At 74.9% G+C, this 16,965-nt stretch carries 11 protein-coding genes; 8 read left to right on the forward strand and 3 right to left on the reverse strand.

The window, feature by feature from the left end; translation table 11 throughout:
* The first annotated feature begins 77 nt into the window (after window positions 1-77).
* Genes ACIOHG_RS02425 through ACIOHG_RS02460 form a run of 8 tightly spaced genes read left to right on the forward strand, consistent with a single transcriptional unit; the run spans window position 78 to window position 9,183 of the window.
* Window positions 78-1,778, forward strand: coding sequence for a class I adenylate-forming enzyme family protein (locus tag ACIOHG_RS02425; RefSeq protein WP_400944396.1), 1,701 nt, complete (start codon window positions 78-80; stop codon window positions 1,776-1,778).
* The gene (locus tag ACIOHG_RS02430) at window positions 1,778-3,205 is read left to right on the forward strand and encodes a KamA family radical SAM protein (protein ID WP_400944398.1); all 1,428 of its coding nucleotides are present in this window, start codon (window positions 1,778-1,780) and stop codon (window positions 3,203-3,205) included. Before ACIOHG_RS02425 ends, ACIOHG_RS02430 begins: the two co-directional genes overlap by 1 nt.
* Window positions 3,202-4,206, forward strand: a complete 1,005-nt coding sequence (locus tag ACIOHG_RS02435; protein WP_400944400.1) for a RimK family alpha-L-glutamate ligase — start codon at window positions 3,202-3,204, stop codon at window positions 4,204-4,206. Before ACIOHG_RS02430 ends, ACIOHG_RS02435 begins: the two co-directional genes overlap by 4 nt.
* Window positions 4,203-5,414, forward strand: coding sequence for a phenylacetate--CoA ligase family protein (locus ACIOHG_RS02440; RefSeq protein ID WP_400944401.1), 1,212 nt, complete (start codon window positions 4,203-4,205; stop codon window positions 5,412-5,414). Before ACIOHG_RS02435 ends, ACIOHG_RS02440 begins: the two co-directional genes overlap by 4 nt.
* Window positions 5,411-6,721, forward strand: coding sequence for an MFS transporter (locus ACIOHG_RS02445; protein WP_400944403.1), 1,311 nt, complete (start codon window positions 5,411-5,413; stop codon window positions 6,719-6,721). Before ACIOHG_RS02440 ends, ACIOHG_RS02445 begins: the two co-directional genes overlap by 4 nt.
* On the forward strand, window positions 6,718-7,575 hold the full coding sequence (locus tag ACIOHG_RS02450; protein WP_400944405.1) for an SDR family NAD(P)-dependent oxidoreductase: 858 nt from the start codon (window positions 6,718-6,720) through the stop codon (window positions 7,573-7,575). The genes ACIOHG_RS02445 and ACIOHG_RS02450 overlap by 4 nt, the downstream gene beginning before the upstream one ends.
* A 21-nt stretch (window positions 7,576-7,596) precedes the next feature.
* Window positions 7,597-8,853 (forward strand): phenylacetate--CoA ligase family protein, encoded by a 1,257-nt coding sequence (locus tag ACIOHG_RS02455; RefSeq protein WP_400944407.1) that lies wholly within the window; start codon window positions 7,597-7,599, stop codon window positions 8,851-8,853.
* A gap of 45 nt (window positions 8,854-8,898) precedes the next feature.
* The gene (locus tag ACIOHG_RS02460) at window positions 8,899-9,183 is read left to right on the forward strand and encodes a hypothetical protein (RefSeq protein ID WP_400944409.1); all 285 of its coding nucleotides are present in this window, start codon (window positions 8,899-8,901) and stop codon (window positions 9,181-9,183) included.
* A gap of 94 nt (window positions 9,184-9,277) precedes the next feature.
* Here ACIOHG_RS02460 and ACIOHG_RS02465 read toward each other — a convergent pair whose 3' ends face one another.
* The 3 genes from ACIOHG_RS02465 to ACIOHG_RS02475 form a co-directional block, all read right to left on the reverse strand.
* On the reverse strand, window positions 9,278-13,306 hold the full coding sequence (locus ACIOHG_RS02465; RefSeq protein ID WP_400944411.1) for a molybdopterin-dependent oxidoreductase: 4,029 nt from the start codon (window positions 13,304-13,306) through the stop codon (window positions 9,278-9,280).
* Between the two features lie 191 nt (window positions 13,307-13,497).
* Window positions 13,498-13,908, reverse strand: coding sequence for a hydroxyphenylacetyl-CoA thioesterase PaaI (paaI, locus tag ACIOHG_RS02470; RefSeq protein WP_400944413.1), 411 nt, complete (start codon window positions 13,906-13,908; stop codon window positions 13,498-13,500).
* 98 nt (window positions 13,909-14,006) lie between these two features.
* Window positions 14,007-16,841: a BTAD domain-containing putative transcriptional regulator gene (locus ACIOHG_RS02475; protein ID WP_400944415.1), complete on the reverse strand. Its 2,835-nt coding sequence runs from the start codon at window positions 16,839-16,841 to the stop codon at window positions 14,007-14,009.
* Between the last annotated feature and the right edge of the window lie 124 nt (window positions 16,842-16,965).

Here is a 16,965-nt window from a genome sequence, read left to right on the forward strand (position 1 = left end):
GTCGGGCACCCGTTCCCCTTCCGTCGGACGCCCCACGAGGGTTCCTCCGGCGACGAGTCCTGCTTGGGAGACCTGCCATGAGCGACCAGACATCCATCGCCCCGCTGTCCGTCCGGGAGGGGTTCATGACCGACCCGACGCTCGGCGCGGGCAACTTCCTCGACCGGGCGGCCGAGGCGAACCCGAACCGGGCGGTGCCGTACGCGTTCACGCACCGCACCGACCACCGCGGGCAGGTGGTGCTGCACGGGCACAGCCTGCTCGACCTGATCGCGCTGCGCGACCGGTACGCGACCTGGTACCACGCGATGGGGGTGCGGCCGGGCGAGCCGGTGGGCGTGGTGGTCGCCGAGGGCCTGGAGCCGCTGCTGCACTTCTTCGCGCTGACGGCGCTGGGCGCGGTCCCGGCGCTGATCAACGACGCGATGCGGCACGACGTGATGGTGCGCTACCTGAACCACGTGGGCGCGGTCGGGGTGGTCGCGGACGACACCACCCGGCTCGCGTCGGCGTACCGGCAGGACCCGCAGCGCCGGCCGCGGTTCCTGGCGCTGACCGCCGAGGTGCAGGCCTTCGACGCGGACCCGTCGGCGCTGCCGGAGGGCTACCCGTACCGGCACGGGCCGGACGACGTGGTGGCGCTGATCCACTCCTCGGGGACGACCGGGACGCCGAAGTCGACCACGCTGGCCCACCGGCAGTTCTGGGAGGGCAAGCAGCCGCGGATGCTGCGCTTCCCCGCCGAGCCGTACGACCGGCTGATGTCGCTGATGCCGCACACCCACGCGGGCGGGCTGAGCTACTTCCTGACGGCGACGCTGCTGGGCCTGCCGACGGTGGTGATGGCGGACTGGCGCCGGGTCACGGTGGAGCCGGTGATGGAGGCGTTCCAACCGACCATGGTGGCCTCGTTCCCGCGCACCTTCGTGGAGTTGGCGACCGGCGAGCTGCCGGTGCGGGGCGCGGCGAAGGTGCACTCCTGGTTCAACACCGGCGACAGCGCGCACTACGGGCACATCCGGCGCCTGGTCCAACTGGGCGAGCGCCCGGCCGGGTTGATCAAGCCGTGGCTGCTGCCGCAGGAGCAGGAGGCCGAAGCGGCGCTGCCCGGTTCGCAGTTCGTCGACGGCCTGGGCTCCTCCGAGATGGGCATGGCGCTGTTCGGCCAGGTCACCTCGCCGGAGACGGAGCGCAACGACCGCTGCGTGGGCCGGCCGTCCGAGGTGGTGGAGAAGGCGACCGTGCTGGACGAGGACGGGGTGGAGGTCCCGGACGGCACGGTCGGCATGCTGGCGGTGATCGCGCCCTCGATCACCCACGGGTACTGGAACAACGAGCGGTTGACCGCGTCCTTCCGGCTGTCCGGCTACTGGCTGACCGGCGACCTCGCCCACCGGGACGCCGAGGGCCGGTTCTACCACCTGGACCGGACCGTCGACGTGATCGACACCCTGGACGGGCCGGTGTACAGCCTGCCGCTGGAGGAGGTGCTGCTGGCCGACTGCGGCGACGCGGTGCAGGACTGCTCGGTGGTCGGCGTGCCGCACCCGGACGGCGGGCAGCGGCCGGTCGCGGTGGTGCGGCTGCAGGAGGGCGCGGACGCGGAGGGGCTGCTGGAGGCCGCCAACGCCGAGCTGGCGAAGGCCGGGCTGGCGCAGCTGGCGGCGCTCACCGTGGCCCGCGAGCCCGGCGAGTTCCCGCTCGGCCCGACCGGCAAGGTGCTCAAGCGCGAGCTGCGCACCCGGCACGCCGGTCTGCTCGGCGCGGCGGGCTCCTGATGGACGACGGGAGACAGCCGTACCGGTACGTGCGGCGGCCGCTGGTCGAGCCGGACTGGCGGCGGCTGCCGGGCTGGCGGGAGGTGACGGCCGCGCAGTGGCGCGACGCGCAGTGGCAGCGGGCGCACTGCGTGCAGGGCGAGCGGCAGCTGCGGCGGGTGTTCGGCGAGCTGCTGACCGACCGGTTCTACCGTGAACTGGCGGCCGATCAGGCCGAGTTCGCCACCATGTCGGTGCTGGTGCCGCCGCACATGCTGAACACCATGGCGCCGGACGCGGCGCTGGAGCCGGAGGCGTTCACCGAGGCGTTCCTGGCGGACCCGGTGCGCCGGTACATGCTGCCGGTGCGCACCGACCGGCACCCGAAGTGGCCGAGCCATCCGCTGGCGGCCCGGGACTCGCTGCACGAGGCCGACATGTGGGTGGTGGAGGGGCTGACCCACCGCTACCCGACGAAGGTGCTGGCCGAGCTGGTCGCCACCTGCCCGCAGTACTGCGGGCACTGCACCCGGATGGACCTGGTGGGCCGCTCGACCCCGCAGGTGACCAAGGCCCGGCTGGTGCTGCGTCCGGCGGACCGCGAGGAGCAGATGCTCGACTACCTCAAGCGCACCCCGTCGGTGCGGGACGTGGTGGTGTCGGGCGGCGACCTGGCGAACGTGCCGTGGCCGCGCCTGGAGGCGTTCCTGCTGCGGCTGCTGGAGCTGGGCTCGGTGCGCGACATCCGGCTGGCCAGCAAGTCGGTGGTGGGCCTGCCGCAGCACTGGTTGCAGCCGAAGGTGCTGGCCGGGGTGGAGCGGGTGGCCCGGCTGGCGGCCCGCCGCGCGGTCAACCTGGCGGTGCACACCCACGCCAACCACGCGGCCTCGGTGACGCCGCTGGTCGCCGAGGCGGCCCGGGCGCTGCTGGACGCGGGCGTCCGGGACGTCCGCAACCAGGGCGTGCTGATGCGCGGGGTGAATGCCACCCCGCAGGCGCTGCTCGACCTGTGCTTCGCCCTGCAGGGCGAGGCGAACATCCTGCCGTACTACTTCTACCTGTGCGACGTGATCCCGAACGCCGAGCACTGGCGGCTGCCGCTGGCGGACGCCCAGCGCCTGCAGGAGGCGATCCTCGGCTACCTGCCGGGCTACGCCACGCCCCGGATGGTCGCGGACGTGCCGCACGTCGGCAAGCGGTGGGTGCACCAGGCGGTCGGCTACGACCGGGTGCGCGGCATCTCGTACTGGACCAAGAACTACCGCACCGCACTCGAACTGCGCTCCGCCGAACCGGGCGGCGCGGACGGCCAGTTGACGAACCGTCACCCGTACGTGGACCCGGTGGACACGCTGCCGGCCGAGGGCCGCCGGTGGTGGGCCGAACAGGCCGCCCGGGGCGGGGAGTTCGACCTGACCGAGCTGTGGGACAAGGAGGGGAGCGCATGAGCGAGGCAGTTCCGGACGGGCCGCTGCGCCGGATGTGCTGGATCTTCCCGGACCGGGAGTCCACCCGGTCCGGGGCGATGTGGCGGCACTACTTCTGGGACCTGTACGCGGAGACCGCCGCCGAACTGGGCCTGGAGTGGACCCGGCACGCGCCGGAGGCGGTCACCGTGGACGCGGTGGACCCGGCCCGGCCGCGGGTGTACGTGGACGACGAGCCGGTGACGCCCGAGGACACCCTGTTCATCACCGCGCTGTACTCGCTGCCGTACCAGTCGATGGACGTGTTCAACCAGTTGGCGCTGACCACGGTGCTGGAGCAGGCCGGCTTCTACCTGCCGTTCCCGGCGCAGGTGTCGCTGCTCGGCAACGACAAGCTCGCCACCGTGCTGTTCCTGGCGGACTCCCCGGTCCGGCCGATCCCCTCGGTGCGGATCGGCTCCGGCCGGGACGTCTCCAAGCACCAGTACGAGGTGGCGCTCGGCGAGTTGGGCTTCCCGGCGATCGTGAAGCCGTCCGGCTGGTGCGGCGGCGGCGGGATCAACCTGGCCCGCTCGCTGGAGGACGTCCGCGGCCTGGCCAGCCTGGCCCAGGGCGGCGACACCACGCTGATCGCCCAGCCGTACCTGGGCGACGGCACCGTCGACTACCGGGTCTACGTGATCGACGGCAAGCCGTACGCGGTGCTGCGCCGCACCCCGGAGGCCGGGTCGCCGGTCGCCAACGCGAGCCGCGGCGGCTCGATGGACTTCTGCGAGATCCCGGCCGAACTCGCCGACGCCACCGCCTACTTCGCCGAGAAGCTGCCGATCCCGTTCTTCTGCGTGGACTTCCTGCACGACGGCGAGCGGTTCTGGTTCTCCGAGCTGGAGCCGGACGGCGTGATCGCCCCGGACTTCGACGATCCGGACCGGTCCGTCCAGCGGGACGTCACCCGGGCCCGGTTCACCGCCTACCGCGAGGCCCACGCGACCTTCCTCAAGAACGGAGGTGCGGCGCGATGACCTTCTCGCTGACCGACGCCGAAGCCGCCGGCGGCCTGGCCGTCCCCCGCCGGACGCTCGAACTACTGCGCACCGTACCCGGGTTGGGCGAGCGGTACGCGGACGCGGCGGCGCCCGGCACGCTGGTGGAGCTGGCCGCGCTGCCGCCGCTGGCCAAGGACGACCTGAACACGGCGCTGGCCCACCTGGAGCCCGCCGCCGAGCAGGGCGCCACCTGGCTGTTCCAGAGCGGCGGTTCGACCGGCGCGCCGAAGGTCGGCTACGCGCCGACCGGCTTCTACATGGCCAAGGTGTTCGAGCACTGGCAGCCGCTGGACCGGGACGACGTGTTCGTCAACGCCTGGGGCGCGGGCCGGATGTGGGGCGCGCACTTCCTCGCCGCGGGCCTGGCCGACCTGTCCGGCTGCCGGGTGATCGCGCTCGGCTCGGTGACCGCCGAGGAGTACCCGGAGTGGCTGGGCTTCCTGGCCGCCCGGCAGGTCACCGCGATCGGCGGCACCCCGAGCGTGCTGCGGCTGTGGTTCGCGCACGCCCGCGCCGCCGGGATCGAACTCCCGTCGCTGCGCAAGGTGCTGTGGCTGGGCGAGGCCTGGCAGCCGCAGCTGGAGGAGGACCTGGCGGCGGTCGCGCCGAAGGCCCGCCGGCACGGCATGTTCGGCTCCACCGAGACCTGGGTGGTGGGCTCCAACACCCCGGACTGCCCGGCCGACACCTTCCACCCGTTCCCGCACCAGCTGGTGCACGTCGGGGAGGGCGGCCTGCTCGACTTCACCTCGCTCGACCCGGCGATGCTCAACCCGGTGCTGCGCTACCGCACCGGCGACGCGGGCGAGTTGGGCCCCTGCCCGTGCGGGCGCCCCGGCCCCGCGATGCGGGTGCTGGGCCGCCGCGACAACGTGGTGCAGGTCCGCGGCCTGGGCCTGCACGTGGACGAGCTGCTGGAGCGGGTCGAGCGCGAACCCGGCGTCACCCGCGCCCAGGTGCTGATCACCGAACGGGGCGGCCGGGCCCGGCGGGTGGAGGTGCTGGTGCTCGGCGCCCTGTCCGACCCGGAGGCGCTGCGCCGCGAGCTGCTCTCCTCGACCTTCACCCTGAGCACCGGTTTCGTGCACGACCCGGAGAACGTCGTGGTGCGGGTGGTGGACGCGCTGGTCAGCAACGAACGCACCGGCAAGACCGCCGGTTTCGTGGTCCGGGAGGAAGCGTGAAGGCCCGACTGCCCCGCTCGCTCGGCCGGGGCTTCCACGTGTTCTGGTTCGGCCAGTCGGTCTCCACGGTCGGCGACCGGGTCACCGTGTTCGTCGTCCCGACCCTGATGATCTTCGTGCTGCACGCCTCGGCGCTGCAGGTCGGCATCGTCTCGATGGCCCAGTACCTGGGCATCCCGCTGCTCGGGCCGGTCGCCGGCGTGCTGGTCGACCGCTGGGACAAGCGGCGCACCATGCTGGTGTGCGACCTGGTCCGGCTGGCGGCGGTCGCGGCGATCCCGCTCGCGTACTGGCTGGACGTGCTCTCCACGCCGCTGCTGTTCTGCTGCGTGGCCGCGGTCTCCGGCGCGACGATCTTCTTCAACGTGGGCTACCTGGTCGCCGTCCCCGCCGTGGTCGAGGAGGAGCACCTGGTGCGCGCCTACTCGCGGTTGGAGGGCAGCGGCTCGGTCTCCGAGGTCGCCGGGCCGTCGATCGCCGCCGCGCTGTACAGCGCGCTCGGGGTGGCCGCGCTGCTGGTCGACGCGGCCAGCTACGCGGTGTCCGCGGTCTGCTTCGGCTGGATGCGCCCGTGGGGCGAGCGGACCGTCACCGAGGGCTCGGTGTGGCAGCGCCTCACCCTGGGCTTCCGGCTGAACTGGCAGGACCCGGTGCTGCGCCGGATCGTGCTGGCCGCCGTCACGCTGAACTCCGGCGGCCCGGTCTTCGTCACCGTGCTGCCGGTGCTCGCCTACCGGGGCCTGGGCGTCACCGTCGGCGTGTTCGGCGCCGCGATGTCCGCGGGCGCCGTCGGCGCGCTGCTCGGCGCGCTGGTCGCCCCGCGGATCTCCGCGCGCCTCGGCATCGGCCGCACCCTGGCCTGGGCGCTGCTGCTGCACTGCCTGGTCGGCCTGGGCGTGCTGGCCGCGCCCGCGCTGCCCGCCGGTCCGGTGATCGCCGCGACCATGGGCGCGTACGGCTTCTTCATGTCCTGCATCAACGTGTGCTCGGCGCCCGCCCGGCAGTCCCGGATGTCCGCCAGGCACCAGGGCGTGATGCACGCCGCGTTCCGCACCGTCACCTGGGGCGTCATCCCGCTGGCCGCGCTGGTCGGCGGCGTGGCGGTGTCGCTGCTCACCGGCCCGCTCGGCATCCTGGACGCGGCCCGCTGGACCATGGCCGGCGGCACCCTGCTCGCCGCCTGCTCGTTCTTCCCCGCGCTGGCCGTGCAGTCCCGGATGGACGCGGACCCGCCGAAGGCCGCCGACACCGCCACCGCGGACGCTCCCGGAACCGTCGGCGCCGAGCCCGCGGAGGCGACCCCGTGACGGACCTTCCTGTGCCGGAGCGTCGGCCCGTGCTGCTGATCACCGGCTGCTCCTCCGGCATCGGGCTGGCCACCGCGGCGGCCGCCGACGCGGCGGGCTGGTCGGTGCTCGCCACCGTCCGGGACCCGGGGCGCGCCGACGCGCTGCGGGCGGCCGCGCCCGGGGCGCTGGTGCGGCGCCTGGACGTCACCGACGAGGCGTCGATCGCCGCGTGCTTCGCCGACCTGGAGCGGCTGGACGCGGTGGTCAACAACGCCGGGGTGTCGAACTGCGACCCGACGCTGGAGATGTCCGACGCGGCCGCGCTGCGCGCCAACCTGGAGGTCAACTTCTTCGGCACGGTCGCCGTCAGCCGGGCCGCGATGCCGCTGCTGCGCGCCTCCGGGGGCCGGCTGCTGACCATCGGCAGCGTGCACGGCGTCGTCGGCCAGCCCTTCAACGAGGCGTACAGCGCGGCCAAGTTCGCGGTCGAGGGCTTCATGGAGGCGCTCGCCCCGGTCGCCGCCGCGCACGGCGTCCGGGTCTCGGTGCTGGTGCCCGGCTACGTGCCGGACACCGAGTTCGGGGTGTTCCCGGACGTCGACCGCCACACCCTGCAGGCCGCTTCGGGCCCGTACGCGGACACCTTCGCCGCCTACGTGGCCCGGCTGGGCCGGGGCTGGGAGAGCGCCGGGCAGCCCGCCGCCGAGGTCGCCGCCGCCGTGCTGCAGGCGCTCGCGCTGGAGCAGCCGCCGTTCCGCATCCCCGCCAACGCGTGGGCGGCCGCCTACCTCGACGCCAAACTCGCCGACCGCGACGGCAGTTCGGTCCAGCGGCTGGCCCGCGACTGGATCGGCCTGACCCCCGCCACCTGACCTTCTCTAGGAGCAACCCCCTTGCCTGCCAAGCCCCTTCAGGCCCTGGTCGACCTGGCCCGGACCAACTCGCCGTTCTACGCCGAGCTGTACCGCGACGTCCCCGCCACCGTCACCTCGCTCACCCAGCTGCCGGTGATCGAGCAGGCCGCGTTCTGGGCCGCCAACACCTGGCCCGACAACCGGCTGATGACCGGGCCGCTCACCGACGCCGCCGTCTACAAAACCGGCGGCACCACCGGCGCGCCCAAGTTCTCGCCCTGGACCCGCAGCGAGCACTTCGACTCGGTCAGCGCGTTCGGCGCCGGCCTGGTCGACGCCGGGCTGAAGCCCGGCCACAAGGTGGCCAACCTGTTCTGCGCGGGCGAGCTGTACAGCGGCTTCCTCTTCATCGAGAACGCCCTGCACCACGCGCCGGTGGAGAACGTCCGGCTGCCCGTGGCGGCCGCGCCGGACGAGTACGTCGCCGACCTGATCCACTCCTTCGGCGTGGACGTGCTGGCGGGCGAGCCGATGAAGCTGTCCTCCGTCGCCGAGACGCTGCTCAAGCAGGACCGGCCCGCCCCGCAGGTCGAACTGGTCCTGTTCGGCGGCGACATCCTCTTCAACGACCTGCGCCCGCTGCTGCGTTCGGCCTTCCCGAACGCCGTCCTCTCCTCGATCGGCTATGCCTCGGTGGACGCCGGCCTGGTCGCCGGACCGGTCCGGGTCGGGGACGACCTGCGGGTGCACCGGGCGTTCCCGAACCGCACCGTGGTGGAGCTGCTGGACGAGGCCACCGGCGAGCCGATCACCGAACCCGGCGTCCCCGGGCGGGTGTTCGTCACCAACCTGTTCCGCACCCTGGTCCCGATCCTGCGCTACCCCGCGGGCGACCGCGCCGAGTGGACCGACGCCGCCTGCACCACCTTCCGGCTGCTCGGCCGCTCCACCGAGGGCGCCCGGGTCGGCACCGTCGCCATGCCCACCGAGGACGTCCGCGCCGTCCTGCTCGCCCACGACCCCGAGCAGCACATCGCCGGCATGCAACTCGTCCAGCGCCGCTGGGACGGCCGCGACGGCCTGATCATCCGCCTCGGCCACACCGCCCCGCCGCCCGCCGACCTCACCGAGACCCTGCGGCGGGCCGTCCTCGACGCCCGCCCGCTCTACGTCTCCGAGGAGGCCGCCGGCGCCATCCACCCCCTCCGGATCGAGTGGGTCCCCCGCGCCGAGCTCGCCACCAACCCCCGCACCGGCAAGCTCCAGCAGGTCATCGACGAACGCCCGAAGGACTGATCCCGGCCCGGGCGCACATCGGAAGTCCACGGGAGGAGGAAGTCCATGGCAGTTGGCAGGGCCGCCCGCCGGGCGGAGCGCACGGAACGGGTCGGCGCCGCGATGGGGGCCGAACAGTCCTCCGCGGCACTCGACCTGATCGACCTGATGGAGTACGCCTGGCACGACTGCTACCAGGAGATCACCCCGGGCGAACAGGTCGTCGACGACATCCTGACCTGCGCCGAGGGCGACCTCGGACGGATGATCCACTTCGCCCTGCTGGCGGTGGTCGACTCCCGCGACCTCCATCTGGCGGCCCGCCTGGTCGAGGACAGGCGAAAGGGCTGACCGCAGTTCGGGTCTCCGGGACGAACGCCCCGGGCACGGCCGAGGGCCCCGTCGGAGCGTGCTCCGGCGGGGCCCTTCGGGTATCCGGCGGGGGTCAGTAGACGTCGCGGACGTAGCGCCGGTCGGCGGCGAGTTGTTTGACGTAGGCGGCGGCGTCGGCGGGGTCGAGGCCGCCGTGGGTGGTGGCGAGGTCGTGGAGGGTCCGGTCGACATCCTTGGCCATCCGGGCGGCGTCGCCGCAGACGTAGAAGTGGGCGCCGTCCTGGAGCCAGGACCAGAGGCGGTGGCCGTGTTCGCGGATCCGGTCCTGGACGTAGACCTTGGCGCGCCGGTCGCGGGAGAAGGCGGTGTCGAGGCGGGCCAGGGTGCCGTCGGCGAGGTGGGCGGCGAGTTCCTCGCGGTAGTAGAAGTCGGTGGCCTCGTGCTGTTCGCCGAAGAACAGCCAGTTGGGGGCGCGGTGGCCGCGGGCGCGGCGGTCCGCCAGGAAGCCGAGGAAGGGGGCGACGCCGGTGCCAGGACCGACCATGATCATGGGGGTGGCGGGGTCGGCGGGCGGCCGGAAGTGCGGGGAGCGCCGGAGCCGGACCGGGATCTCGGCGCCGAGTGGGGCGTCCGCGAGGTGGGTGGAACAGACGCCGCCGCGCGGCCGGCCCTTGAGGTTGTCCCAGCGGACCACCGCGACGGTGAGCGCGACCAGGTGCGGGTCGGTGAGCGGGCTGGAGCAGATCGAGTACGGGCGGGGCCGGAGCTTGCCGAACACCTCGGCCCACTCCTGGGGTTCGGCCCGGACGCCGTACTCGGCGGCGACGTCGACGGCGCCGCGGCCCCAGCTCCAGCGGGCCAGTGCGTCGGTGTTGTCGGCGCGCAGCAGGGCGCGCAACTCGCGTCCGTCGCGGGTGCGTTCGGCGGTGAAGCGGAGCAGTTCGGGGCCGACCCGGGTGATGTCGAGGTGCCGGGCGAGGGCTTCGCCGAACGGGACCTCGCCGTGGCCGGGGAGGGTGACGGGGGTGTCGGCGGGGGCGCCGGTCAGGGCGAGCCATTCGGCCACCAGCGCCGGGGAGTTGACGGGGTGGACGGCGAGGGCGTCGCCGACGGCGTAGTCGAGCGGGCGGTCCGTCCCCCGGGTGTCGAAGGTGAGGCGGCGGACCTCCTTGGCGGAGCCGGGCGCGGAGAGCAGGCGGTTGCCGACCAGCCGGGCGGGGGCGGCGGGGGCGGCGGCGCGGCGGGCGACCGCGGCGGGGGCGGGCGGGGGTGCGGCGGGCGCGGGGGCCTGCCGGAGGGCGTCGAGGACGCGGTCGAGCCAGCCGTTGGCGGTGGACTCGTCGTCGGGTTCGCAGTCGGCCCGGTCGGTGAGGCGGTGGGCGCCGAGTTCGGCGAGCCGGGTGTCGAGGCGGCGGCCGTGGCCGCAGAAGTCCCGGTAGTGGGAGTCGCCGAAGGCGAGGACGGCGTAGCGGCGGCCGTCGAGGCGGGCGGGGTGCTCGGCGTTGAGGGCGGCCCAGAAGCCGGCGCCGTTGTCGGGGGCGTCGCCGTCGCCGTAGGTGGAGGTGATGAGCAGCAGGTCGGCGTCGGCGGGGAGGGTGGCGGGGTCGGTGTCGTCCATGGCGTGCAGGGCGGCGGGGTGGCCGCCGGCGGTGAGGCGGGCGGCGGCGGTGGCGGCGAACTCCTCGGCGGTGCCGGTCTGCGAGGCCCACAGCACGATGAGCCGGCGGGTCGTTGTGGTGGGGGCGGGTTCGGCAGTGCGGGAGTAGAGGCCGGCCAGGGCGCCGTTGACCCACTGGGCGTGGGCGGGGTCGAACGGGGCGTCGGCGGGGAGCACCGGCACGCCGGGCCGACCGGTCGGCAGGGCGGCCAGGAAGCCCGCCAGGTACCGGCGTTCGGCTTCGGCGAGGACGGGGGGCGCGGCGGTGTCGAGCCCGAAGACGGCGCCCGGCGCGGCAGGGGTGGCAGTGCGGGTCGGGACCTTGGTCAACGCGACCGCGCAGTACTTGAGTTCGGGCTGGAAGGAGAGCGGGTCGACGGCGTCGGAGGTGACGGCGTTGACGGACAGGTACGCGCCGAACAGGTCGTTCCAGTGGAATGGGGCGAAGCAACTCCCTTGCCGCACCCGGTCGGTGACCTTGGCGGGCAGGACGGCCCGGCCGCGCCGGGAGGACACCTCGACGGCGTCGCCCTCGGCGAGGCCGAGCGCGGCGGCGTCCTCGGGGTGGATCTCGACGAACGGCGACGGGTTCAGCCTGGCGAGCTTGGCGACCTTGGCGGTCTTGGTGAGGGTGTGCCAGTGGTGCGGGAGGCGGCCGGTGTTGAGGACGAACGGGTAGTCGTCGTCGGGGAGTTCGGCCGGGTCGAGGTGCGGGCGGGGGTGGAAGACGGCCCGGCCGCTGGGGGTGGGGAAGCGCGGGGTGCCGTCGGGGAGCAGGTAGCGGATCGGGTTGCGGTCGGGTCCGTCGGGGGCGGCGGGCCACTGGACGGGGGTGTCGCGCAGCCGGGGGTAGGAGGCGCCGCGCAGGTCCCAGCCGGTGGCGGGGTTGTAGGCCTGCTTGAGCTCCTCGAAGACCTGCTCGGCGTCGGTGTACGCGAAGCCCTCCGCGTAGCCCATGGCGCGGGCCATCTCGGCGATGATCCGCCAGTCCGGCAGGGCCTCGCCGGGCGGGTCGACGGCGGGGCGGGCCAGGGTGAGGTTGCGCTCGCTGTTGATCAGGACGCCCTCGGTCTCGGTCCACAGCGCGGCGGGGAGGACGACGTCGGCGTGGGCGTTGGTCTCGGTGTCGGCGAACACGTCCTGGGTGACGACGAGTTCGGCGCGTTCCAGGCCCTCGATGACGGTGCGCCGGTTGCCGACCGAGGCGACCGGGTTGGTGCAGATGATCCAGCAGGCCCTGATCTCGCCGTCGGCCATCTTCCGGAACAGCTCGACGGTGCCCCGGCCGACGCCGTCGGCGCGCAGCGTGCCGGGCGGCAGCCGCCACAGCCGCTCGGCGAACTCCCGGTCGGCGTCGACCAGGACGGAGCGCTGGCCGGGCAGGCCGGGGCCCATGTAGCCCATCTCGCGGCCGCCCATCGCGTTGGGCTGGCCGGTGAGCGAGAACGGGCCGCTGCCGGGGCGGCAGATGGTGCCGGTGGCGAGGTGCAGGTTGACCAGGGCGTTGGTGTTCCAGGTGCCGTGCGTGGACTGGTTCAGGCCCATCGTCCACAGGCTGGTGAACTCCCCCGCCTCGCCGATGAGTTCGGCGGCCCGGCGGATGTCCTGCTCGGCCAGGCCGGTGATTGCGGCGACCTTGGCCGGCGGGTAGTCGGCGAGGAAGTCCGGCATCGCCGCCCAGCCCTCGGTGTGCCGTTCGATGAAGGCCTCATCGAGCTGCCCGTTCGCGTGCAGCAGGTGCAGCAGGCCGTTCAGCAGCGCCAGGTCGGTGCCGGGCCGCAGTTGCAGGAACAGGTCGGCCTTGGCGGCGGTGGCGGTGCGGCGCGGGTCGACCACGATCAGCTTGGCGCCGGCCTCGACCCGGTCCATCATCCGCAGGAACAGGATCGGGTGGCAGTCGGCCGCGTTGGAGCCGATCACCAGGAACACGTCGGCGAGATCGAGGTCCCGGTAGGAGCCGGGCGGGCCGTCCGCGCCCAGCGACAGCTTGTAGCCGGTGCCCGCACTGGCCATGCACAGGCGGGAGTTGGACTCGATCCGGTTGGTCCGCAGGTAGCCCTTGGCGAGCTTGTTGGCCAGGTACTGGGCCTCCAGGCTCAGCTGCCCGGACACGTACAGCGCGACCGCGTCCGGCCCGTGCTCGTCGACGATCGCGCGCAGCCGGCGGCCGGTGGCGGCGATCGCCTCGGCGACCGGCACCGGCACCGGGTCCTGGCCGCGCGCGGGGCGCACCAGGGCGGTCTCCAGCCGGCCGGGGGCGGCCAGCAGGTCGGCGGTGGTGGCGCCCTTGGTGCAGAGCCGACCGCCGTTGGCGGGGTGCGCGGGGTCGCCGGAGGCGCGCCGCACGGTGCGGCGGCCGTCCGGGCCGGTCCCGATGTCCAGGAGCAGGCCGCAGCCCACCCCGCAGTACGAGCAGACCGACCTGACCTGTTCGGTCCCCGGTCGCTGCGGCGTCGCCGCGTCCTGCGCCAGCTGTCCGGCCACGGGGCACCCTTCCGTTCGACCTGCGCCTTGCCTGCCGGTGACTGTAGGAAGGGGTCGTTTCGCGGCCGTCTCGCGGCGGGGCGGTCGGCGGTTACGCCGACCGCACAGCGCGGCGGGGCCGCCCGTGAGGGCCCGCCGCCCCCGCCGCGCCGAGGCCCGGTCGGAGTGCGCCGCGCCGGGCCCGGCCGGGCTCAGCCGGAGTGCGGCACGCCCGCGACCTGCACGCTCTGCCCGCGGAACTCGGCGACCACGGCACCCGCGGCCGTCCGGACGGTGACGTCGTAGACGCCCTGCCGGCCCGCCCTGGTGCGCTCGGTGGCCTCGGCGACCAGCTCGTCGCCGATCTGCGCGGGCGCCAGGAAGGTGATCTGCGCGCCCTGGGCCAGCGCCACCGGCCCGTAGCTGTTGCAGGCGTAGGAGAAGGCGGCGTCGGCGAGCAGGAACACGTACCCGCCGTGGCCGATGCCGTGCGCGTTGGCCATCTCCTCGGTGACCTTCATCCGGGCGACCGCCCGCCCCGACGCCACCTCGTCGAGCGTGATCCCCGCCTGCCGACAGGCCCGGTCGCGTTCGAACAGTGCGTCGATCCTGCTGCTTCCCATGGCTGTTCCCCCCTGAGCTGCCCGTTTCCGAGGCGTCAGCATTAGATCGACGCCGCGCGCCCGCTGTCAATGACGCGGCGGCCGTCGACCGCCGATGTTCACCGGGCTTCCAACTCCTCGGCCCGGCGGCGGTGCGCGACCGCCTCCCCGGCCCACCCGGCGGCGTCCTCGGCCCGGGCCAGCGCGTGCAGCACCTCGGCGGTGGCCTCGTCGTGGCCGACCTGCTCGGCCTCGGCGAGCGCGGCGCGCAGCCGGTCGCGGGCCTCGCCGTGGCGCTCCAGCGCGGACAGCGCCTCGCCGCAGGCGGTGTGCAGCAGCACCCGGCGGGCGTTCGGCCCCTCCTCGGCGCCCAGCTCCAGGCCCTGCAGGGCGTGGTCGACGGCCTGCCGGGGGCGGCCGGTGTCCAGGTGGTGCCGGGCCAGGTGGTACAGCGCCAGCCCCACGGTGTGCGGGTGGCCGGCCGCCGAGGCGATCTCCAGCGCCTGGGCCAGGCCCGCGCCCGCCGCCGGGTGGTCGCCGAGCTCGCTCTGCACGGCCGCCAGGTTGATCAGCGCGATGGCCCGGCCCACCTGGTTGCCGGCCCGGGCGGCCAGCTCGGCGGCCGGGGCCAGGCAGGCCAGCGCCTCCGGCAGCCGCCGGTTGGAGACCAGCACCCAGCCGAGCAGCGCCCGGACCTGGCTCTCGCCGTCCTGCTCGCCACTCTCCAGGGTGGCGTCCAGGGCGAGTTGCAGCTGCGGCACCCAGCCGTCCCGGACCCGGCGCAGGATCAGCGGCCACTGGCTCAGCACCAGCCGCCAGGCCCGCTCCGGCGGGGCCGTCAGGATCACCTCGGCGAGCGTCTCGCGGTGCGCGCCCAGCCAGTCCAGCGCCTGCTCGACGGTGTCGAACTCCGGTACGGCGCGCGGCGGGTGGCTGCCCGGCGGGGGTTCGCAGCAGGGCCGACTGCCCGGTTCGGCGCTCCGCGTGGCGGCCAGGCCCGCGTACAGGTACTGGTCGGCCAGCCGGTCCCGGGCGGTGCGCCGGGTGGCGCGGTCGTTCTCGGCGGCGAGCCCGCGGGCGTACAGCCAGACCAGGTCGTGCATGCCGTAGTGCTCGGCGTCCGTGCCGGTGAGCAGGTGGGTGGCCGCCAGGTGCTCCAACGCCTCGGCGGCGACCGGCAGTTCGAGGTCGGCGAGGGCCGCGGCGGCGTAGGCGTCGAGCAGCGGGCCCGGGTGCAGGCCGAGCGCGGTGAACAGCCGGGCGGCGACCGGCGGCAGCTGCTCGCGGGAGACCCGCAGCGCGCTGGCCACGCTGATCTCCTCGGCCGCGAGGTACGCCAGCCGGCGCTGCTCGTGGCGCAGCCGCTCGGCGGTCGCGGCCAGCGCGCGGCCCGGGTCGGCGGCCGCCTTGGCGGCGGCGATCCGCAGCGCCAGCGGCAGGCCGTCGCAGAGTTCGGCGAGTTCGCGGGCGGCGTCCGGTTCGGCGGCGACCCGGGCCGGGCCCAGCACCCGGGCCAGCAGCGCCGTCGACTGCTCCGGGTCCAGCACGGACAGCGGGACGGGGCGGGCCAGTTCGGCGGCGACCAGGCCGAGCATCCGGCTCCGGCTGGTCACCAGGGCGGCGGCCTCGGCGCCGGCCGGCAGCAGCGGCCGGACCTGCTCCGACTCGCGGGCGTTGTCGATCACCACCAGCAGCCGCCGCCCGTCGGTGACCCGCCGGTACAGGGCGCTGCGGGCGGGACCGGTGGCGGGCAGCTCGTCCCGGTCGACGCCCAGCGCGGCCAGGAACTCGCCCAGCACCTCGCCGACTTCGCGGTCCGGCCGGTCGCTGAACCCGCCCAGGTCGGCGAAGAGCACGCCGTCGGGCCAGCGGGCGGCGTGCCGGTGCGCCCAGTCCAGGGCCAGCGCGGTCTTGCCGACCCCGGCCGGGCCGGTCACCAGGGCGATCGCGCCGTCCGGGCCGGGGCGCAGGGCGTCGTCGAGCGCGGCCAGCTCGGCCGCCCGCCCGTAGAACCCGCGCGGGGCGCGCGGCAGCAGGTCGACGGCGGGCGGCGGCGACACGGCGGGCGCGGCCGGGGCGACGGGTGCGGTCGGGGCGACGGGTGCGGTCGATGCCGCGGGTCCGGTCGGTGCCGCGGGTGCGGTCGGCGAGACGGCGGCGGGGGGCGACTCGGGGGCCGCCGCGGGCGCGGGCTCCGGGGACGGGGCCGGGGCGCCCTCGCCGCGCAGGATGCGCTCGTAGGCGGCGTTCAGCGCCCGGCCGGGGTCGACGCCGAGGCGGTCCGCCAGCGACTCCCGGGTGCGGTGGTACCAGTCCAGCGCCTCGGACTGCCGGCCGGCCCGGAACAGCGCCAGCATCAGCGCCGACACCAGCGACTCCCGCAGCGGGTGCGCGACCGTCTCGGCCCGCAGCAGCTCGGCCGCCCGGGCGGGCTCGCCGAGCCGCGAACGGTGCTCGGCCAGCGCCTCCACGGCCGCCAGCCGGTTCTCCTCCAGGGTCTGCCGCCACGCCTCCAGCGGCACGCTCGACACCGTCCCGGTCAGCGCCGGGCCGCGCCACAGCGCCAGCGCCCGCTCCAGGGCGTCCACCACCGCGACGGACCGCTCGGCCGACCGGGCCGCCGCCACCAGCAGGTCGAACTGCTCGACGTCGAGCATCCCCTCGGGCAGGTGCAGGGTGTACGCGTCCCCGGCCGTGGCCAGCTGCACGCCGGACCGGTCGGCGCCCTGCTCGGCGAACAGCGCGCGCAGCCGCGAGACGTGGCTCTGCACCACGGTGCGGGCGTTGGCGGGCGGCTCGGCCACCCAGAGCGCCTCGGTGAGCTGCGCGACGGGCACGGCCCGGTTCCGGCGCAGCAGCAGCAGCGCGAGCAGGCTGCGCCGCTTCTCGGGGCCGAGCGGCAGCTCGCCGTCGGCCCCGTCGACCGCGACCGCACCGAGCAGACGGAACCTCACCGTGTCTCCCCCACCGTTGTGCCCTGTTCGTTGAGGGAGGCTACCTGATCGTTATCCGGTGCATGCCGACCGCCCCGGGCGGTGCTCACCGCCCGGGGCGGTCGGTGGTCACCACCCGGCGCGG

The sequence above is a fragment of the Kitasatospora sp. NPDC088134 genome, from assembly GCF_044741705.1.
GTDB lineage: Bacteria > Actinomycetota > Actinomycetes > Streptomycetales > Streptomycetaceae > Kitasatospora.

Excerpts from the sequence above, each read along its gene's own strand:
- ACIOHG_RS02425 (WP_400944396.1), top strand. The coding sequence starts at position 78 with ATGAGCGACCAGACATCCATCGCCCCGCTGTCCGTCCGGGAGGGGTTC.
- ACIOHG_RS02440 (WP_400944401.1), top strand. The coding sequence starts at position 4,203 with ATGACCTTCTCGCTGACCGACGCCGAAGCCGCCGGCGGCCTGGCCGTC.
- ACIOHG_RS02460 (WP_400944409.1), top strand. The coding sequence starts at position 8,899 with ATGGCAGTTGGCAGGGCCGCCCGCCGGGCGGAGCGCACGGAACGGGTC.
- paaI (WP_400944413.1), bottom strand. The coding sequence starts at position 13,908 with ATGGGAAGCAGCAGGATCGACGCACTGTTCGAACGCGACCGGGCCTGT.
- ACIOHG_RS02435 (WP_400944400.1), top strand. The coding sequence starts at position 3,202 with ATGAGCGAGGCAGTTCCGGACGGGCCGCTGCGCCGGATGTGCTGGATC.
- ACIOHG_RS02430 (WP_400944398.1), top strand. The coding sequence starts at position 1,778 with ATGGACGACGGGAGACAGCCGTACCGGTACGTGCGGCGGCCGCTGGTC.